Raw genomic sequence first — 17,075 nt, 5'->3', positions numbered from 1 at the left:
TCAATCGACCACCGGCCGCTCTGAGGCGGCCTAAGGGAGAACCGAATGTCCATATTAGTTATTGCCGAACACGACCACACCACCCTCAAGGCCGCCACTCTCAACACCGTCGCGGCCGCCCAGAAGATCGGTGGCGAAGTACACCTCCTCGTCGCCGGTGCCAACTGCAATGCCGCCGCCCAGGACGCCGCCACCCTCAGCGGCGTGACCGTCGTCAAAGTTGCTGACGCCGCCCACTACCAAAACCAGACCGCAGAAAACCTCACCGCCCTGGTCATCGCCAACGCTGCCGGCTACAGCCACATCCTCGCCCCGGCCACCACCTTCGGCAAGAACCTCATGCCCCGCGTCGCGGCCCTGCTCGATGTCGCTCAAATCTCCGAAATCACCGGCGTCGAATCGGCTGACACCTTCGTCCGCCCGATCTACGCCGGCAATGCCCTCGCCACCGTCAAGAGCGCCGACACCGTCAAAGTCATCACCGTGCGCACCACCGCCTTTGACGCGGTCAACCGGGAAAATGCCGCCAAAATCGAAAACATCAGCCCGGCTGCCGACACCGCCCAATGCACGCTGACCCACCGCGAACTCACCAAGTCCGAGCGTCCCGAACTCGGTGCCGCCAAGATCATCGTTTCCGGCGGTCGTGGTCTGGGCAGTGGCGAGAACTATCACACCCTGCTCGAACCGCTCGCCGACAAGCTCGGTGCAGCGCTGGGCGCCTCCCGTGCCGCCGTCGATGCCGGCTTTGTGCCCAATGACTATCAGGTCGGTCAGACCGGCAAGATCGTCGCCCCGCAGCTTTACATCGCCGTCGGTATTTCCGGCGCCATCCAGCACCTTGCCGGGATGAAGGAGTCGAAAGTCATCGTCGCCATCAACAAGGATCCCGATGCGCCGATCTTCCAGGTCGCCGATTACGGCTTGGTTGGCGATCTGTTTGAACTGGTGCCGCAGATGGTCGGCGCTGTCAGCTAATGCCACAAAATCCGAGGCTGGCACTAGAATAGCCATGTGAATCTGACAGATACCCTGATGGGCGAAGCGTGGTACTGGGCGGCTTGGGTCGTCTGGGTACCACTCTTCGCTTTTTGTATTTGGCGGGCGCCATGGGCGCGCCTCAAAGATTCGGAGCAAATGAATGTATGGCTCGGCATGGTCGTACTGCTGACCCTGGTTTGGAGCATGAAGGCGGGGGTCCGACCTGGTTTGACTTTTCATTTGCTGGGTGCAACCGCATTTAACTTATGTTTCGGGCCATATTTGGCTTTTGTAGGGCTGTGCCTGGTGACCGCAGGGATTACCCTGAACGGCGCTGCGGGGCCATTCGCCTTTGCCGCAAATGCCTTGATGCTGGCAGGACTAGGCGTCGGATTGAGTCAGTTTTATTACCGGATTTTCTCCGGTATGCTGCCCAAGCATTTCTTTGTATACATCTTCATAAACGGATTTTTGGGTGCTGCACTCACGATTGTCGGCGTTGGAGCGGCTACAACACTAATGATGGCAATGGTTGGCGCCTATGAGTGGAGCTATTTATTCAGCGAGTATTTCCCGTATTTTCTCTTGCTTGCTTTCTCGGAGGCATCGCTGTCCGGAATGTTGATGACGCTGTTCGTTGTTTACCGCCCTCATTGGGTCGTGAGCTTCGATGATTCCAGTTATCTGGCTGATAAATAAAAGTTACAATTCGAATAATTTGTTGTCATTGGGGGCTGTCTCTTTGAATCGCTTTGCTCTTCGCTACTCCTTGCCGATATTTCTGTTGGCTTTGTCAGGAAGCGTTTCGGCGGTTGGCCTCGGCGAATTGCGCGGACAGCCAGCCTTGGGTGAGCGCATACAACTGGAAATAGACCTTTTAGGTGGCGACACACAAAAGCTGGATGCCGGTTGTTTTCGTCTGGTGCAGCCTGCCGGTGGCGGCGATTTCCCATGGTTGAAAAAAGCCACACTTCGTGTTCGCAAGGGCGCGCGCCCCGTTCTCGAAATTGCTTCTGATACCCCGTTGCGCGAACCCATCATGCAATTGGCGGTTCAATTGGGTTGCGGATTGGAGATCTCACGGGACTATATCCTTTTGGCTTCGCCGGTTAGCACTACCGCTTCGCCACGTGTTGAACCGCGCGCTCAGGAAGTGGATGCTCGTATTTCCTCGCCGCCAGTTCGTCGGCATGTAAAGGTGCGTTCGGTAGCGCCTGCTGCGGCTGATGCTCCTCCAAAGTTGACGCCAAAGCGAACGAAAAAATCGTCTACAGCCGTTCGATTGCCGGATCGCCTTCTATTATCGGATGATGTGGTTGGTGAGCCATCGCTGCGATTGGCAACCGAGCTTCTGAGCGCAGAGACTGAGGTCAAAGAAGAGCAGCGAGAAATTCTGCGTCTTGAGTACCGAATGTTGATGGCTATGCAGCAACAGGCTACTTCTCAAATGGCTACGGCTGAAAAATTGAGAAATATGGAGTCCACGCTGGGAGAGCTACAGCAGCATGCCGCCGGTTTTGCTCAGCGCGTTGAAAATAGTGGAAGCGTACCTGTTGCTGCTACGCAAACTGCGCCACAGTTGGCCCCGCCTGTTGCAGGAGAGTCTCGTCCGGGAAGTGCTGATAAGCCAGTCTCAAGGCAGCCTCCTCCGCATCAGCTCGACACCAACGATGGCGGATTGTCCGAATGGAGCCTCTATGGTGTTCTGATCGGTACGGTGCTCGGGATTGCCGGGTGGCTTGGTTGGCGTACTTATCGCAATAAGAAACTGGACGATGACGAGCGCGACTTCCCGATTCCTGTACCTGCGCTCAAGGTTGATCCGAAGCGATCCGATGAACATGTAGAGCGGGGGGGCATTGATCTTCCCTTTGAGCCCGCTGCCATGGGCATGCCGATGCAGGTAGATCTCGAACTAGATACTGGAAACGAAGACCGATCACGGCGTTCAGAAGTGCCTGAAGTGGTGCCCGTGCAGGGGCAGGATTCGATAATGTCCATGAGTGCTACAACGCTGGACGAGCATTTTGAGGCTAATCCAGTCATGGAGCTGGCGGACATCATGCTCTCCTTTGGTCGGGTAAAAGGTGCAGCTCAGGCATTGCAGGAATATATCGACAATAATCCTCAAGAAGCCTTGCAACCATGGATTCGTTTGATGGATGTTTACCGGATGGCTGGCATGCGTGCGGAGTTTGAAAACGTTGCACGAAATCTCAACATGCATTTCAACGTTGAGGTGCAGAATTGGGATGATGGGGCTGCGGCGATCAGTGTTCCCTCTTCCGAAGCGGCCGGTGGATTGCCGCTTGCCCCTCGGGCGACATGCCTGGAGGACTTGCCACGTCTGATGAATACGGTAATCGGCTTGTGGAACGCGGGTGATGTAGTCGGCTATTTATATCAGTTGCTGCGTGACAATCGCGGTGGTCAACGCATGGGCTTTACCCTTCCGGTTGTCGAGGATATTTTGTTCCTTATCGAGTTGAAAGAAACTGCCAATCGCATGGAGAGCCTCACCTGAGTGATAGCTCGCCCCGTTGTTGGCGTTGTCGCTGAGGGCGGCTGGTAATTGCGAGCGAGCAATGATCACCCTCCATGGAATTGATATTGATGGGGCGAATGGATGCGGCGCATCTAGGTTTGCGGCACTCTAACTGTTCCTGATTATTTTGACCCCGGCTCGTCGTTTTTCTGAGTCAGCCATCTTTGCCTGCTAGCCCTCTGGCTATTGTTGACGATAGTTTTTTGCAGGTCGTATTCGTATTCAGCCAAAACCTTGCGGATGTTGTTATAATCTTGGGCTTTTCAACCTTGCCCTACCGCACCCGCATGGCGGAGGGTATATCCCAAAAGGAGATTGCATGCGCCATTACGAAATCTGCTTTATCGTCCATCCGGACCAAAGCGAACAAGTGCCCGGCATGGTCGAGCGCTACCGCGCTATTGTTAGTGCCAAAAACGGTATGATTCATCGTCTGGAAGACTGGGGCCGCCGTCAACTGGCTTATCCGATCCAGAAGATCCACAAGGCTCACTACGTCCTGATGAACATCGAGTGCGACGGCGAGACGCTGAATGAACTCGAACATTCGTTCAAGTTTAACGATGCCGTGCTGCGCCATCTTACCGTCAAGATGAAGGCCGCTGTGACGACTCCTTCCCCGATGATGAAGGAAGAAAAGTCCAAGTCCATGATGCCTGCTGGTGATGCCGCTCCGGCCGCGCCAGTTGAAACGGCTGCTGCTTAAACATATTTGTACGGGATTAACGGCTGAACTGCATCACACTTTCCGGAAAGCTGATTGAGCGCAAAAAACTGCGTTATACCCCGGCGGGAACTCCGGTTAGCGAGGGATGGCTGCATCATGGCTCCTCGCAGATGGAAGGTGGTGCAGAGCGATTGGTAGAAGTAGAAATCGCTGTCATAGCTCTGGGAGAAAACGCCCGTTGGTTAGAAGCAGCGCCCCTTGGGGGGAAGATCAAACTGATCGGATTTCTTGCTGCCAAAAGTCGCAACAGCAAAGCGCCCGTGCTACATGTGAATACACTCGAATATTTGGAAGGAAACGAAAATGGCTCGATTCTTCAAGAAGAAGGATGATGACAAGAAAAAGAAGCGCGGTGGCGGCCTGTTCAAGCGTCGCAAGTTCTGCCGCTTCACGGCTGAAAAAGTCGAACAGATCGACTACAAGGATGTGGATGTCCTGAAAGAGTTCATCCAGGAAAACGCCAAGATCATGCCGGCTCGTCTGACCGGCACCAAGGCCGGCTACCAGCGCCAGCTGGGCACTGCTATCAAGCGTGCTCGCTTCATGGCTCTGCTGCCTTACACCGACAACCATCAATAATCTTCGAGGAGACGAAACATGCAAATTATTCTGCTCGAAAAGGTTGTTAACCTCGGTAACCTCGGCGATATCGTTAAGGTCAAAGATGGCTATGCCCGCAACTTTCTGATTCCGCAACGCATGGCCAAGCGCGCAACGCCCGCTACCATGGCTGAGTTCGAAACCCGCCGTGCCGAACTTGAAAAGCTGGCCGCTGAAAAGCTGGCTGCTGCCCAGGTTGTTGCCGACAAGATGAACGGTACCGCCGTTTCCGTCGCTCGTAAGGCCGGCATGGATGGTCGTCTGTTTGGTTCTGTTGGTAATTCGGATATTGCCGATGCACTCAAGGCAATCGGCTTCGATGTCGACAAGTCTGCCATTCGCATGCCGGAAGGTCCGCTCAAGGCAATCGGCGAGTTTCCGCTCGACGTAGCGCTGCACACTGACGTGCTGGCCAACATTACTGTGGCTGTGGTTGCTGAGTAATTTTAGTTAATCCAACACACTCAAAAGGCCTCGCAATAGCGAGGCCTTTTTAATTTAAACTTGCCGTCATGAATCAACGCCCTTCCAAACCTAGAATTTCCGATTCGTCCCTGGACCACTTGCGTGTTCCACCTCATTCCATAGAGGCAGAGCAATCTGTTCTTGGCGGTCTATTGCTGGATAATCAAGCGTGGGACCGGATCGGAGATCAAGTCGCTGAAACTGATTTTTATCGGGATGAGCACCGGCGAATATTTCGACAGATTCGCAAGCTGCTGGATAGTGCCAAGCCGGCCGACGTGGTTACCGTTGCCGAAGCGCTGGATGCAGCAGGGGAGGGTGATCAGACCGGCGGTCTGGCCTATCTGGGTGAGTTGGCTGCCAATACACCGTCGGCGGCCAATATTAAACGTTACGCCGAAATCGTTCGTGAGCGTTCTGTATTGCGTCAACTGGTAGCGACGGCGGACGAAATCGCGGCGGATGCCCTGAATCCCATGGGCCGTGACGCCGAGAGCCTTCTGGATGAAGCAGAGTCAAAGATATTCAGGATTGCCGAAGCCGGTGCAGGGCACAACGAGGGATTCATTCACATCAATCCCTTGCTGACTCAGGTGGTTGAGCGTATTCAGGAATTGCATGATCGCGATAACCCTTCGGATATTACAGGGGTGCCGACAGGATTCATCGATCTGGACCAGAAGACATCCGGTTTTCAGCCGGGTGACTTGATTATTGTTGCAGGTCGTCCATCCATGGGCAAGACGGCGTTTGCGCTGAATATTGCCGAGAACGTTGCTGTCGACACCGGGTTGCCGGTCGGAATTTTTTCGATGGAAATGGGTGGTGCCCAGTTGGCCATGCGGATGCTGGCCTCGATCGGGCGTCTCAATTCCCAAAGTTTGCGTACGGGACGGATGTCTGATGACGAATGGTCCCGCCTTTCTTTTGCGCTCGGCAAACTCCATGAAGCACCGATCTATATTGACGAAACGGGTGGCTTGAGTCCGGCAAATTTGCGTGCGCGTGCCCGACGGCTGGCGCGAAAATACGGTGGCAAGCTCGGCTTGTTGGTCATTGACTATATCCAGTTAATGAGCGGTAACCGACAAGGGGAAAACCGGGCTACAGAAGTCTCGGAAATCTCTCGTTCGATCAAGTCGCTGGCGAAGGAATTGCAAGTGCCGATTGTGGCATTGTCCCAGTTGTCGCGGAAGGTCGAAGAGCGTACCGACAAGCGACCGATGATGTCCGACTTGCGCGAATCAGGCGCTATCGAACAGGATGCGGACGTAATCCTGATGATGTACCGGGATGAGTATTACAACAAGGATAGCCACGATAACAAGGGGCTGGCTGAAGTGATCATCGGCAAGCAGCGTAACGGCCCCACAGGAACCGTACGCATGGCCTTTATCGGTGAATACACGCGCTTTGAAAATCTTGCGTCCGGTGGCTTTCAGGACGCTAGAGATTAATTGGCGATTTGCATGTCGCCAGAGTTTGGCAAATACTGGTTTCGTCGCCCTCCGAAACCAGTGTCAGTCAAATTGCGACCTGACGTGTTCGGATGCTGTACTGCGGGCTAGCTGAACTGCCCGTATCATAACGGCCACCGGCCGTTTCGAATTGTGGCATGAGCATAAAGGGCAACGGGGCATTCGTTCCTGGCAGTACGATATCCGTTCCCAGATTGAAGGCGATCCAGTTCATCTCCCATACACCGAACAGGATTTTTTTCAGCGCATTCAACTTGCTGTCGCGGTCGGATAGTACTTCCAATGAAATTGCACGTCGGACATCGCTTGGATCAACCGGTATCCACCCATACCCGGGAACGTAAAACTCTGCGCGCACGTGTTGGCCACGTGTCGCGTCATCGCTGGTGAGTCCCAGGCTGCGGAATAGTCGTGAAGGCCCGGTACGCATGCCGTAGACGCAGCGTGCGGGAATCCCTATGGCCCTGCAGATGCTGACGAACAGGCCGTTAATATCGGCCGAGCGTCCGCCGTATTGTCCCTGGATCAATTGTTTCCGAACATCGCCAGTACCACAACCGGGCAGGCTGGGGTCGTAAATTGTGTTATCGACAACCCAGTCGTAGATGGCCTTGGCTTGGGCAAGTGGATCCTTGATGCGGCCCAGGATGCGTTCCCCGAGCTGGAAGGCTAGGCCTTCATTGGGAATTAACTGGGACGCCTGCAAATTTCGACGCAGGATATCTTCCCTCTCAGGCGCTACCGTGCGCTTGGTAATGTCGAAATGTCTGTCGGCCGTGGTGACCAGTGTCGTGAGTTGCAGCTTGGCATCGCTGCTGTCCGGCCACTCGCAAAAAAAGACTTCAAGGTCACCATCTGGCAGTCGGCGCATGCCTGCTGTAGCGGGATTGCCAACCCACGTATGACCGAGCGTGCGTTGAAAAAGTGTGTCCTGATTGAGTGGCAACGGTAACCAGAGCTTGGTCAAGCCGCTCCGGTTTTTCAGATTGATTGTCGTGGTGATTTCAAACGTGCGCCAATCACTGGGCGGCTCCGGTGCTTTGACGGGCGGTAGCCTGGAAGCGGTCGTACCTTGCGGCGGGCGCTCAATGACTGGATCTTCCGCCGTGTGCGCGACTGGCTCGCGCGGTCGGTAGACGATCTTTTCCTTGTGGTGGCGTTCGTGTCTCGAGCTGGCTTTTTTAGACAGCTTGCTCGATTTGGATGACTTCCCGGATTTGCTGGACGATGGTTTGCCAGCGGCGCCTTTGTGTTTGGCACTGCTTGCGGCATGCTTGGAAGAACTGGTTTTGGCCTGTTTCTTATTGGCCCAGGCATCTGTGACAAATAGTGAAAGCGCTGCAGCAGATGTTAGAAAGTCGCGACGTTTCAAGTAACTCCTCCGGCGGAGACAATTCCGTGGTTGAAACGAAAAGGCCGTGTCACTGACACGGCCCCTTGATCATTGATGACGATTATAACACTTCGGCCGCGTGGTCAGCCAGACGGGAACGCTCGCCACGTTGTAACGTAATGTGACCGGAATGCGGCCAGCCTTTGAAGCGGTCGACCACGTAAGTCAGCCCTGAACTGCCTTCAGTCAGGTAAGGAGTATCGATCTGCGCAATATTGCCGAGGCAAACAACCTTGGTACCGGGGCCGGCGCGGGTGACCAGCGTTTTCATCTGCTTTGGCGTCAGGTTTTGCGCCTCGTCGATGATCAGGTACTTTTTCAGGAAAGTTCGGCCGCGCATGAAGTTCATGGACTTGACCTTGATCCGCGAACGGATGATGTCGTTTGTCGCCGCCTTGCCCCAGTCGCCGCCGTACGGGCCGCTACTGCTTTCGTCGGTATGGGTGAGGACGTCGAGATTGTCTTCGAGTGCTCCCATCCACGGGGCCATCTTTTCTTCCTCTGTTCCCGGCAGGAAGCCGATGTCCTCGCCGACGGGTACCGTGGCGCGGGTCATGATGATCTCGACGAAAAGCTTGCTTTCCAGAACCTGGGTCAGGCCTGCCGCCAGTGTCAGCAAGGTCTTGCCGGTGCCAGCCTGGCCAAGCAGCGTGACGAAGTCGATATCCGGATTCATCAGCAGGTTCATCGCAAAATTTTGTTCGCGGTTGCGGGCGGTAATGCCCCAGATCGCATTTTTCGGGTGCGTATAGTCAACCAAGGTCTCAAGCACGGCTGTCTTGCCGGAGGTCTCCTTGACGATGGCTGTAAAGCCGTCCTTTTCCAGCCACACGCACTCGTTGACCAGCATCTGCGGACACAGAGGACCGGTTACCTTGTAATAGGTTTTGGCATCCTTTTTCCAGGATTCCATTCCCTTGCCATGCTTGTCCCAAAATGTATCGGGCAAGGCACGGATGCCGGTGTAGAGGATGTCGGTGTCCTCCAGCACCTTGTCGTTGAAGTAGTCTTCTGCCAACAGGTTGAGGGCGCGCGACTTGATGCGCATGTTGATGTCTTTCGACACCAGAATGACTGGGCGTTTCGGGAATTTCTTTTGCAGGTGGATGACGACCGAGAGGATCTGGTTGTCGACCTTGGAGGTTGGCAGGCCTTGCGGCAGATCGGCGCTGATCGCTTCGGTCTGCAGGAAGAGCCGGCCACTGGCCTGCTTGCTGGAGGGGATGTAAAGCTCAATTCCCTCGTCGATGTCGCCATTGTTGGCCAGCAACTCGTCCAGCATGCGTGACGTCTGACGGGCGTTACGGGCAATTTCCGACATGCCCTTCTTGTGGTTGTCGAGTTCTTCCAGTGTCATGATGGGCAGGAAGACGTCGTGTTCTTCAAAACGGAAAAGACAACTGGGATCGTGCATCAGCACGTTGGTATCAAGGACAAATATTTTTGTAACGGCGGGCTTCTTGGTGGCTGCGGGCTTGCGCGGCATGGAGTGGGCCTTTGGTCAGGGTGGGAAAAGGTTAAGTGGTTTGAGTTAAAGGGTTTTGACGTAATCCAGAACTTCCTGAACGTGGCCGGGAACTTTTACGCCGCGCCATTCGCGGCGCAGGACACCCGAACGGTCGATGACGAAGGTGCTCCGTTCGATGCCCCGTACCTGTTTCCCATACATGTTTTTCATTTTCATGACAGAGAACAGGTTGCAGATGGCTTCATCGGCGTCGGAGCCGAGTTCGAAGGGATATGCCTGCTTGGCCTTGAAGTTCTCGTGCGATTTCAGGCTGTCCCGCGAAATGCCGAGGATGACTGCATTGGCAGCCGAGAACTGGTCGTACAGGTCGCGGAAGTTCTGCCCCTGGGTCGTGCAGCCCGGGGTGCTGTCCTTGGGGTAGAAATAAATGACCACAACCTTGCCGGCCTGTTCAGCCAGATTAAAGCTTTTGCCGCTGGTGGCAGGCAGGGAAAAATCGGGGATTTTTGTGTCGAGCATCGGGAAGCCTCTGTGTTGTTGGCGTTTGAGCCATTGTGGGCAATTCCCGCCTGCGAGGTCAAGCGGCGCGGCGGGCATTTGCTAAACTGTGGGTCATGCGAAAAATATGCGTCAGTCTCATTGCTGTCATTGTCCTGGCCGGCTGCGGTCAGGCCTGGAATGACCCGTATCCGGCGGCCGATGCGGGACGCAATATTCTTTATACTGCTTTCACTGATCGGCCCAAGCATCTTGATCCGGCGCAGTCGTATACCGAGGACGAGATTGCCTTTACGGCGCAGATCTATGAGCCGCCCTTGCAATACCATTATCTGAAGCGGCCATATGAGCTGATTCCATCCACCGTTGAGCAAGTGCCGGTGCCGCGTTTTTACGATGCAGCGGGCCGTGAATTACCGAGCGACGCGCCGGTTGAACGCATAGCAGAGAGCGTTTACGAGCTGAGACTAAAGCCGGGCATCCGCTTTCAGCCGCATCCGGCTTTTGTGCTTGATTCGCACGGTCAACCGGAAATTTTGACCAAAAATGAAATTTCCAAACGGCAGACAATTGCCGATTTTCCCAAGGTCGGTACGCGTGAACTGACGGCCGACGACTACATTTACCAGATCAAGCGCCTGGCCCACCCGCGGCTACATTCGCCGATTTTCGGCATGATGGCAGACAAGATTCTTGGTCTGAAGGAGCTGGGCGAAACGCTCCAGAATGCCGCCAAGGACAAACTGGCAGATGAATGGCTGGATCTCGATGCCTTTCCGTTATCCGGAGTTGAGAAAATCGATCGCTACACCTGGCGCGTCCACATCAAAGGCAAGTACCCGCAATTCCTCTACTGGCTGGCCATGCCTTTCTTTGCGCCTGTGCCCCGCGAGGCTGACCGCTTTTTTGCCCAGCCCGGCATGGCAGTCAAGAACCTGACGCTCGACTGGTGGCCGGTCGGCACCGGACCGTACATGCTGAGCGAAAACGATCCGAACCGCCGCATGGTGCTGTCGCGCAACCCGAATTTCCATGGCCAGACCTATCCCTGCGAAGGCGATGCCGGAGACCGTGAGGCTGGGCTGCTGATCGATTGCGGCAAGCCCTTGCCCTTTATCGATCAGGCCATTTTCACGCGCGAGAAGGAGGCGATTCCTTACTGGAACAAGTTCCTGCAAGGCTACTACGACGCCTCGGGGATTTCCTCGGACAGCTTCGATCAGGCGGTGCGCGTCAATGTCGGCGGCGATGTTGCGTTGACCGATGAAATGCGCGACAAGGGCATCCGACTGCTGACCTCGGTCAAGACTTCGACCTTCTACATGGGCTTCAACATGCTGGATCCTGTTGTTGGCGGGCTGTCGCCGCGGGCGACCAAGTTACGCCAGGCGATCTCGATCGCCATCGATCAGGAAGAGTACATTTCTATTTTCCAGAATGGCCGCGGCATTGCAGCACAGAGTCCATTACCGCCGGGGATCTTTGGTCACGAACCGGGCGAGCAAGGTATCGATGCCACGGTCTACGACTGGGTCGATGGCAAGCCAAAGCGCAAGCGGGTTGAAGTAGCGAAAAGGCTGGTCGCCGAAGCGGGTTACGCCAATGGTCGCGATGAAAAGACCGGTGAGCCGTTGGTGGTCAATCTCGACACGACCAGCGGTGGCATGGGCGAAAAGTCCCGCCTGGACTGGCTGACCCGACAGTTTGCCAAGATTGACGTGCAGTTGGTCGTTCGCTCGACGGACTTCAATCGCTTTCAGGACAAAATCCGAAAGGGTAACGTCCAGCTTTACTATCTGGGCTGGAATGCCGATTACCCGGACCCGGAGAACTTCTTCTTCCTGCTGGATGGCAACGAAGGCAAAGTAGCGAAGGGTGGTGAAAATGCCTCGAATTATGCCAACCCGCAATTCGATCAGCTGTTCCTCCGCATGAAGAACATGGACAACACCCCGGAGCGCCTCGGTATCGTCCGTCAGATGAATCACATCCTGCAACACGACGCACCCTGGGTGTTCGGCCTTCATCCCAAGAGCTATACACTCGGCCATCGCTGGCTGAAGAATCGCAAGCCGAACGATGTCGGCAACAACATTCTCAAATACCAGCGCATCGACGCCGAAGATCGTGCGACCGCCCGTCGCCAGTGGAACGCTCCGGTAGTCTGGCCGCTTGGTCTTGGCTTGCTGGTGCTTTTGCTGGCAGTTGTGCCTGCCGCCATTGGTTATCGCCGTCGTGAACGTCGAGCTGCACTGAGGTGAGGCTGGCCGATCGGCAGCGAGAACTGGATGCGGCGCTGCTGTCCTTTCGTGATCTGTGGCATCCGCAGCCTTTTCGGGAAATTCGCCCATCGTGGTGCGAACTGTGGCCTGCCTTGCTGGACGAATTGCTGAGTTTGCCGGAAGCCGACGTGCAGCGCCTTAACGACGATTCTGCTGCTGCGCTAGCCCTGTTGGCCCGACATATTCCGGCAGTTGCCGACATTGGTCCATTAGCCATGCTACCGGCGAGGCCGGAAGGCATTTTGCCCAGTCGTCGAACGAATTGGGCCTGGGAGATTCCGGGACGAAAACAGCGGCAGATCGAGGCATTTGCAGCGGTGGCGCGGGGAAGTGGCCAGCCGGTGCTTGACTGGTGCGGCGGCAAGGGGCATCTCGGGCGTCTGCTCGCCTTGGCTTGGGAGGCGCCAGTGCATACACTGGAAATTGATGCTGGATTGTGCGTTGCCGGAACTGACTTGGCAGTCCGAGCCAAAGTAAACCAGAAGTTTGTTGTTGCTGACGCCTTGCGCGTAGCCGACTGGCCACGGGCGACTCAACATGCCGTGGCGTTGCATGCTTGTGGTGACCTGCATCGCCATTTGATTACGGGCGGAGTGGAGAAAGGCGTTAGCCGCTTTGATGTCGCACCGTGCTGCTACTACCGTGGCGTCGCTGAAACCTATCAGCCGCTGTCCACTGGCTTGCAGCTTGTCCTGAGCAGGGACGATACACGTCTTGCTGTCACCGAAACAGTGACTTCAGCGCCGCGTGAAACACGGCAGCGGGATCGTGCAATTGCCTGGAAGCTAGGTTTCGATGCCTATCGCCGCGTCGTTTCGGGCAATACCTATCGCTCGTTCAAGTCGGTACCGGACGTTTGGTTGCGTGCTGAATTTGCCGATTTCCTCGTAAGAATGAGCGGACGTGAAGGCTTGCCATCGCCGAAGTCAGGTGCTGCAGCAGAGTTTGAGCAGCAAGGCTGGCAGCGGCGTGATGAAATGATGCGATTGTCCATCGTGCGCCACGGTTTTCGCCGGGCACTCGAAGTGTGGCTGGCGCTTGATCTGTCCTGTTATCTGGAAAGCCGAGGCTATGTGGTGGAATTGGGCAGTTTTTGTGAGCGGAAACTGACCCCACGCAATTTGCTTATTTCTGCCTGGCTTGCGTAGCCAGGTATTCGGCCAGTTCGTCCGGGTGATCAATGACCAGGTCGGCACCCCAGCTATGCACCGGGCCACTGTCGCCGAGGTATCCGTAGGACACGGCTACAGTTTTGCAGCCGGCTGCATTCCCGGCCACGATGTCGCGCCGGTCGTCGCCGACGTACAAGGTTTTCTCCGGGCGGCATTCGAGCAATCGGCAGGCATGGAGGACCGGTAATGGGGATGGTTTTGCCTCGGCAACGGTGTCTCCGCTGACCACGCAGTTTGTTCGTGGCGTCAGTTGCAGTAGTTTCACCAGTGGGTCAGTAAAGCGCATCCGTTTGTTGGTAACGATACCCCAACCCAGATTCATGGCTTCAAGTCTGTCGAGGAGTTCCGGAATGCCTTCAAAAAGACGTGTTTCCAGGCACAGGCGCTGAATGTAGATGTCGAGAAAGCGCTGCGCCAACGCGTCGTATTCAGCGTGTGTTGCATCAATGCCGAAGCCGGCTTTCAACAGACCGCGGACGCCTTGCGAGGTGTAAGGGCGCAGCATTTCAAGCGTTTTCTGCGGTCGCCCTTCCTGCTCAAGCAGAATATTGACGACGCTGCCCAGGTCGGGTGCCGTATCGGCCAATGTCCCATCCAGGTCGAAAAGAACCGCCTCAAACATGCCTAATGGCGCGCATCAGGTAATTAATGCTGGTGTCTCGTCCCAGAGCATACGTCTTGGTCAATGGGTTGTAACTCATGCCGACCACCTCTTCAGGTTCGAGATTGGCCAGTTTTGCCCAGCGTGCGAGTTCGGACGGCTTAATGAATTTCGCATAATCGTGTGTCCCCTTGGGCAGCATGTTCAGCACATATTCGGCGCCGATCACTGCAAACAGGTAAGACTTCGGATTACGGTTGAGTGTCGAGAGAAAAACCTGGCCTCCCGGCTTGACCAGGCGGGCGCAGGCGGCAATGACGCTGGATGGGTTCGGAACATGTTCCAGCATTTCGAGGCAGGTCACCGCATCGAAAGCCGCTGGCATTTCTTCAGCCAGTTGTTCAACGGAAATTTTTCGGTAATCGACCTTCTGGCCACTTTCGAGCAAGTGGAGCTTGGCAACGCTCAGTGGCTTTTCGGACAAATCAATGCCAGTCACGTTGGCACCGCGTACGGCCATACCTTCGGAGAGTAGGCCACCACCACAGCCGACATCAAGAATTCGCTTGCCGACAAGTCCTACGGATTGCTCGATCCAGTCCAAGCGCAGTGGGTTGATGTCGTGTAAGGGTTTGAATTCGCTGTTCGGATCCCACCAGTGGTGGGCAAGATCACCAAATTTTTCCAGTTCGGCGGGATCGGCGTTGAGCATGGCTTTTATCGAATAAGTTTGATCGGAAAAGAAAAAGCCCCGCAGGGCGGGGCTTTCATTGAAGCGTCGGCCGATTACTTGGTGCCGATGACTTCGATGTCAACGCGACGATCCGGCTGCAGGCAGTCAATCAGCGCCTTGGACTTCTTGGTGCCCTTGCACTTGTCGCCGGTAACCGGCTGCTTCTCGCCCTTGCCTTCGGTGTAAAACACGGTTGGCTTCGATGCCCTTGGCAACCAGGTATTCCTTGACGGCGGCAGCGCGCTTCTCGGACAGCTTCTGGTTGTAGGAGTCAGAACCGATACGGTCGGTGTGGCCAACGGCCAGGATCACTTCGAGCTTGATGGCCTGGGCCTTGGAGACCAGTTCGTCGAGCTTGGCCTTGCCGGCCGGACGCAGGACAGCCTTGTTGAAGTCGAACAGGGCATCAGCGGCGACGGTGATCTTTTCACCGGACGGCTTCACGCCAGCGACCGGAGCAGCCGGTGCGGCAGCCATCTTCGGCTCGCAGGTTTCTTTCGGCAGCAGGTCCTTGTCGCACTCGCAACCGGCCTTGTCAGCAGCGGCAGCGGCCGGGGTCCAGTAGCCATCACGCCAGCACAGGCCGAAACCGGACTTGGCGACGACGTCGCGCTGGTCGATTACATAAACGCGTTCTTGGGCAACAGCAGTAAAACCGATGCCGGCCAGCAGGGCCAGAACCAGAGATTTCTTGGCGATGTTCTTGATCATTGTTTTCCCTCGTTGAAGAAAATTTGAAAATCTTTAACCCGCGCTTCGGCCAAATTCAAGCCTACCGGCGGACTTCCAAGCTATTTTGCCATAGTGCAATAGCCGATTCCAAGTGATTTTGGTCGTTGGTGGATAAAGTTTTGTGGTCTACGCAACACTTTCCAGCCACCCAGACATGGCTGACGCATTCTCGCCCGGCAACGTTGATGAGATGTGACACAGGGTCGAAACATGGCCGTGCTTCCAGCGCGCCTAGGTCAACGGCACAAAGATCTGCTGATTTGCCGGGGGTGATTGAGCCGATTTCCCGGCCCAGACCGATTGCGTTGGCTGCATTTAATGTGGCCATGCGCAGAATTTCATTGGCGGGTAGTGCGCTGGCGTCACCGGTCAGTCCTTTTGCCAGAAGTGATGCAAGGCGCATTTCTCCGAATAGGTCGAGTCGGTTGTTGCTGGCTGCGCCATCGGTACCCAGTCCGATATTGATGCCGAGTTGTCGCATCTGCGCCACAGGTGCGAATCCGCTGGCCAGTTTCAGATTCGAGGTTGGGCAGTGGGCAATGTTGCTGCCGGTGTCGGCGAGCAGTTCCAAGTCATGATCGTTGAGGTGGACGGCATGAACGCCAATGAAGTTGGGCCCGAGCAGGCCGAGTTCGTGAAGCCGGTCTAGTGGTCGGCGTTTGTATTGTTTCAGGCTTTCTTCGATTTCGTGGGCGGTTTCATGGATATGGCAGTGAACCGGGAGGTTAAGTTGCGCCGAGAGCGTCATAACTCGATCGAAGGTCTGGTCTGAGACGGTGTACGGGGCGTGTGGTGCAATGCAGAAGCCGATGAGTGGGTTGTTCAGCCAAAGTTCGCGAACCGCCAGCCCCTTGTTCAAATAGTCGTCGGCGTCACTGGCGTAGGGGGTTGGGAATTCAATTGCGGTAATGCCAAGCATGGCTCGCATGCCGTACTCGGAAGCAGCGGCTGCGGCAGCTTCCGGAAAAAAATACATGTCGTTGAAGCAGGTGATGCCGCCCTTGAGCATCTCGGCGCAGGCGAGACGGGTGCCGTCAAGGACAAACTGGGCTGACATGTGTGCCGCCTCGGCTGGCCAGATGTGATTTTGCAGCCAGTCCATCAGTGGACGATCATCCGCCAGTCCGCGCATCAAGGTCATCGCGGCGTGAGTGTGCAGGTTGATCAGTCCGGGAATCAATATATGGTCTGCAAGGGTGACATTTTTGTCTGGTGTAAACCGGATACGCGCTTCGCTGGCTGGGAGGATGGCCAGGATGCGGCCTCCGTGGATTGCAACGGCGTGGTTTTTATATACAACATCAGGATCGACCGCTGCAATCCAGCGCGCTTCGATCAGCAGGTCAATTATTTGAGGTGTTGTTGTCATGAAAAACGGGGTCTGTGCGGTGAAGGTGGCG

16 protein-coding genes and 1 pseudogene are annotated in these 17,075 nt (G+C 55.7%); 10 read left to right on the top strand and 7 right to left on the bottom strand.

All coding sequences use genetic code 11. The annotated features are described in order from the left end of the window. The first annotated feature begins 45 nt into the window (after positions 1 to 45). From IPJ12_03475 to dnaB, 8 genes are all read left to right on the top strand, one after another. Positions 46 to 978, top strand: coding sequence for an electron transfer flavoprotein subunit alpha/FixB family protein (locus IPJ12_03475; GenBank protein ID MBK7646232.1), 933 nt, complete (start codon positions 46 to 48; stop codon positions 976 to 978). A gap of 36 nt (positions 979 to 1,014) precedes the next feature. Further along, entirely contained in the window at positions 1,015 to 1,680 is a 666-nt protein-coding gene (locus IPJ12_03470; protein ID MBK7646231.1) for an energy-coupling factor ABC transporter permease, read from the top strand. After that, positions 1,652 to 3,505 (top strand): hypothetical protein, encoded by a 1,854-nt coding sequence (locus tag IPJ12_03465; GenBank protein MBK7646230.1) that lies wholly within the window; start codon positions 1,652 to 1,654, stop codon positions 3,503 to 3,505. Before IPJ12_03470 ends, IPJ12_03465 begins: the two co-directional genes overlap by 29 nt. Positions 3,506 to 3,845: 340 nt before the next feature. Then, a complete protein-coding gene (rpsF, locus tag IPJ12_03460) occupies positions 3,846 to 4,232 on the top strand; it encodes a 30S ribosomal protein S6 (protein ID MBK7646229.1) in 387 nt (128 codons plus the stop codon). A 32-nt stretch (positions 4,233 to 4,264) separates the two neighbouring features. Next, positions 4,265 to 4,585 (top strand): primosomal replication protein N, encoded by a 321-nt coding sequence (priB, locus tag IPJ12_03455; protein MBK7646228.1) that lies wholly within the window; start codon positions 4,265 to 4,267, stop codon positions 4,583 to 4,585. Beyond that, positions 4,557 to 4,832: a 30S ribosomal protein S18 gene (locus IPJ12_03450; protein ID MBK7646227.1), complete on the top strand. Its 276-nt coding sequence runs from the start codon at positions 4,557 to 4,559 to the stop codon at positions 4,830 to 4,832. Before priB ends, IPJ12_03450 begins: the two co-directional genes overlap by 29 nt. Before the next feature lie 18 nt (positions 4,833 to 4,850). Then, positions 4,851 to 5,297 carry a 50S ribosomal protein L9 gene (locus tag IPJ12_03445; GenBank protein ID MBK7646226.1) on the top strand — a complete coding sequence of 149 codons (447 nt, stop codon included), beginning with the start codon at positions 4,851 to 4,853 and terminating at the stop codon, positions 5,295 to 5,297. A 68-nt stretch (positions 5,298 to 5,365) separates the two neighbouring features. Then, on the top strand, positions 5,366 to 6,775 hold the full coding sequence (dnaB, locus tag IPJ12_03440) for a replicative DNA helicase (GenBank protein ID MBK7646225.1): 1,410 nt from the start codon (positions 5,366 to 5,368) through the stop codon (positions 6,773 to 6,775). A 67-nt stretch (positions 6,776 to 6,842) separates the two neighbouring features. Here the strand turns inward: dnaB and IPJ12_03435 are convergent, their stop codons facing one another. The 3 genes from IPJ12_03435 to IPJ12_03425 form a co-directional block, all read right to left on the bottom strand. After that, positions 6,843 to 8,168, bottom strand: coding sequence for a transglutaminase domain-containing protein (locus IPJ12_03435; GenBank protein ID MBK7646224.1), 1,326 nt, complete (start codon positions 8,166 to 8,168; stop codon positions 6,843 to 6,845). 82 nt (positions 8,169 to 8,250) lie between these two features. Then, complete coding sequence (locus IPJ12_03430; GenBank protein ID MBK7646223.1) at positions 8,251 to 9,675, bottom strand: PhoH family protein; 1,425 nt, start codon at positions 9,673 to 9,675, stop codon at positions 8,251 to 8,253. A 45-nt stretch (positions 9,676 to 9,720) separates the two neighbouring features. Then, positions 9,721 to 10,176: a peroxiredoxin gene (locus IPJ12_03425; protein ID MBK7646222.1), complete on the bottom strand. Its 456-nt coding sequence runs from the start codon at positions 10,174 to 10,176 to the stop codon at positions 9,721 to 9,723. 95 nt (positions 10,177 to 10,271) lie between these two features. On the opposite strand from IPJ12_03425, the gene IPJ12_03420 reads away from it, so the two are divergent. Together IPJ12_03420 and IPJ12_03415 are read left to right on the top strand one after the other, a co-directional pair. Continuing rightward, the gene (locus IPJ12_03420) at positions 10,272 to 12,416 is read left to right on the top strand and encodes an ABC transporter substrate-binding protein (protein MBK7646221.1); all 2,145 of its coding nucleotides are present in this window, start codon (positions 10,272 to 10,274) and stop codon (positions 12,414 to 12,416) included. Further along, on the top strand, positions 12,413 to 13,585 hold the full coding sequence (locus tag IPJ12_03415) for a methyltransferase (GenBank protein ID MBK7646220.1): 1,173 nt from the start codon (positions 12,413 to 12,415) through the stop codon (positions 13,583 to 13,585). Before IPJ12_03420 ends, IPJ12_03415 begins: the two co-directional genes overlap by 4 nt. Here the strand turns inward: IPJ12_03415 and IPJ12_03410 are convergent. The 4 genes and pseudogenes from IPJ12_03410 to IPJ12_03395 form a co-directional block, all read right to left on the bottom strand. Continuing rightward, positions 13,563 to 14,231, bottom strand: a complete 669-nt coding sequence (locus tag IPJ12_03410; GenBank protein MBK7646219.1) for an HAD-IA family hydrolase — start codon at positions 14,229 to 14,231, stop codon at positions 13,563 to 13,565. The genes IPJ12_03415 and IPJ12_03410 overlap by 23 nt on opposite strands. Then, the gene (gene ubiG, locus IPJ12_03405; protein ID MBK7646218.1) at positions 14,224 to 14,922 is read right to left on the bottom strand and encodes a bifunctional 2-polyprenyl-6-hydroxyphenol methylase/3-demethylubiquinol 3-O-methyltransferase UbiG; all 699 of its coding nucleotides are present in this window, start codon (positions 14,920 to 14,922) and stop codon (positions 14,224 to 14,226) included. Before ubiG ends, IPJ12_03410 begins: the two co-directional genes overlap by 8 nt. Positions 14,923 to 14,996: 74 nt before the next feature. Then, a pseudogene (locus IPJ12_03400) lies at positions 14,997 to 15,654 on the bottom strand (OmpA family protein). 61 nt (positions 15,655 to 15,715) lie between these two features. Then, positions 15,716 to 17,044: a TRZ/ATZ family hydrolase gene (locus IPJ12_03395; protein ID MBK7646217.1), complete on the bottom strand. Its 1,329-nt coding sequence runs from the start codon at positions 17,042 to 17,044 to the stop codon at positions 15,716 to 15,718. Between the last annotated feature and the right edge of the window lie 31 nt (positions 17,045 to 17,075).

This window comes from Betaproteobacteria bacterium (assembly GCA_016709965.1).
GTDB classification, from domain to species: Bacteria; Pseudomonadota; Gammaproteobacteria; order Burkholderiales; family Rhodocyclaceae; genus Azonexus; species Azonexus amarohabitans.
The sequence above is the reverse complement of the archived record's forward strand: the minus strand, read 5'-3'. Positions and strand labels throughout refer to the sequence as shown.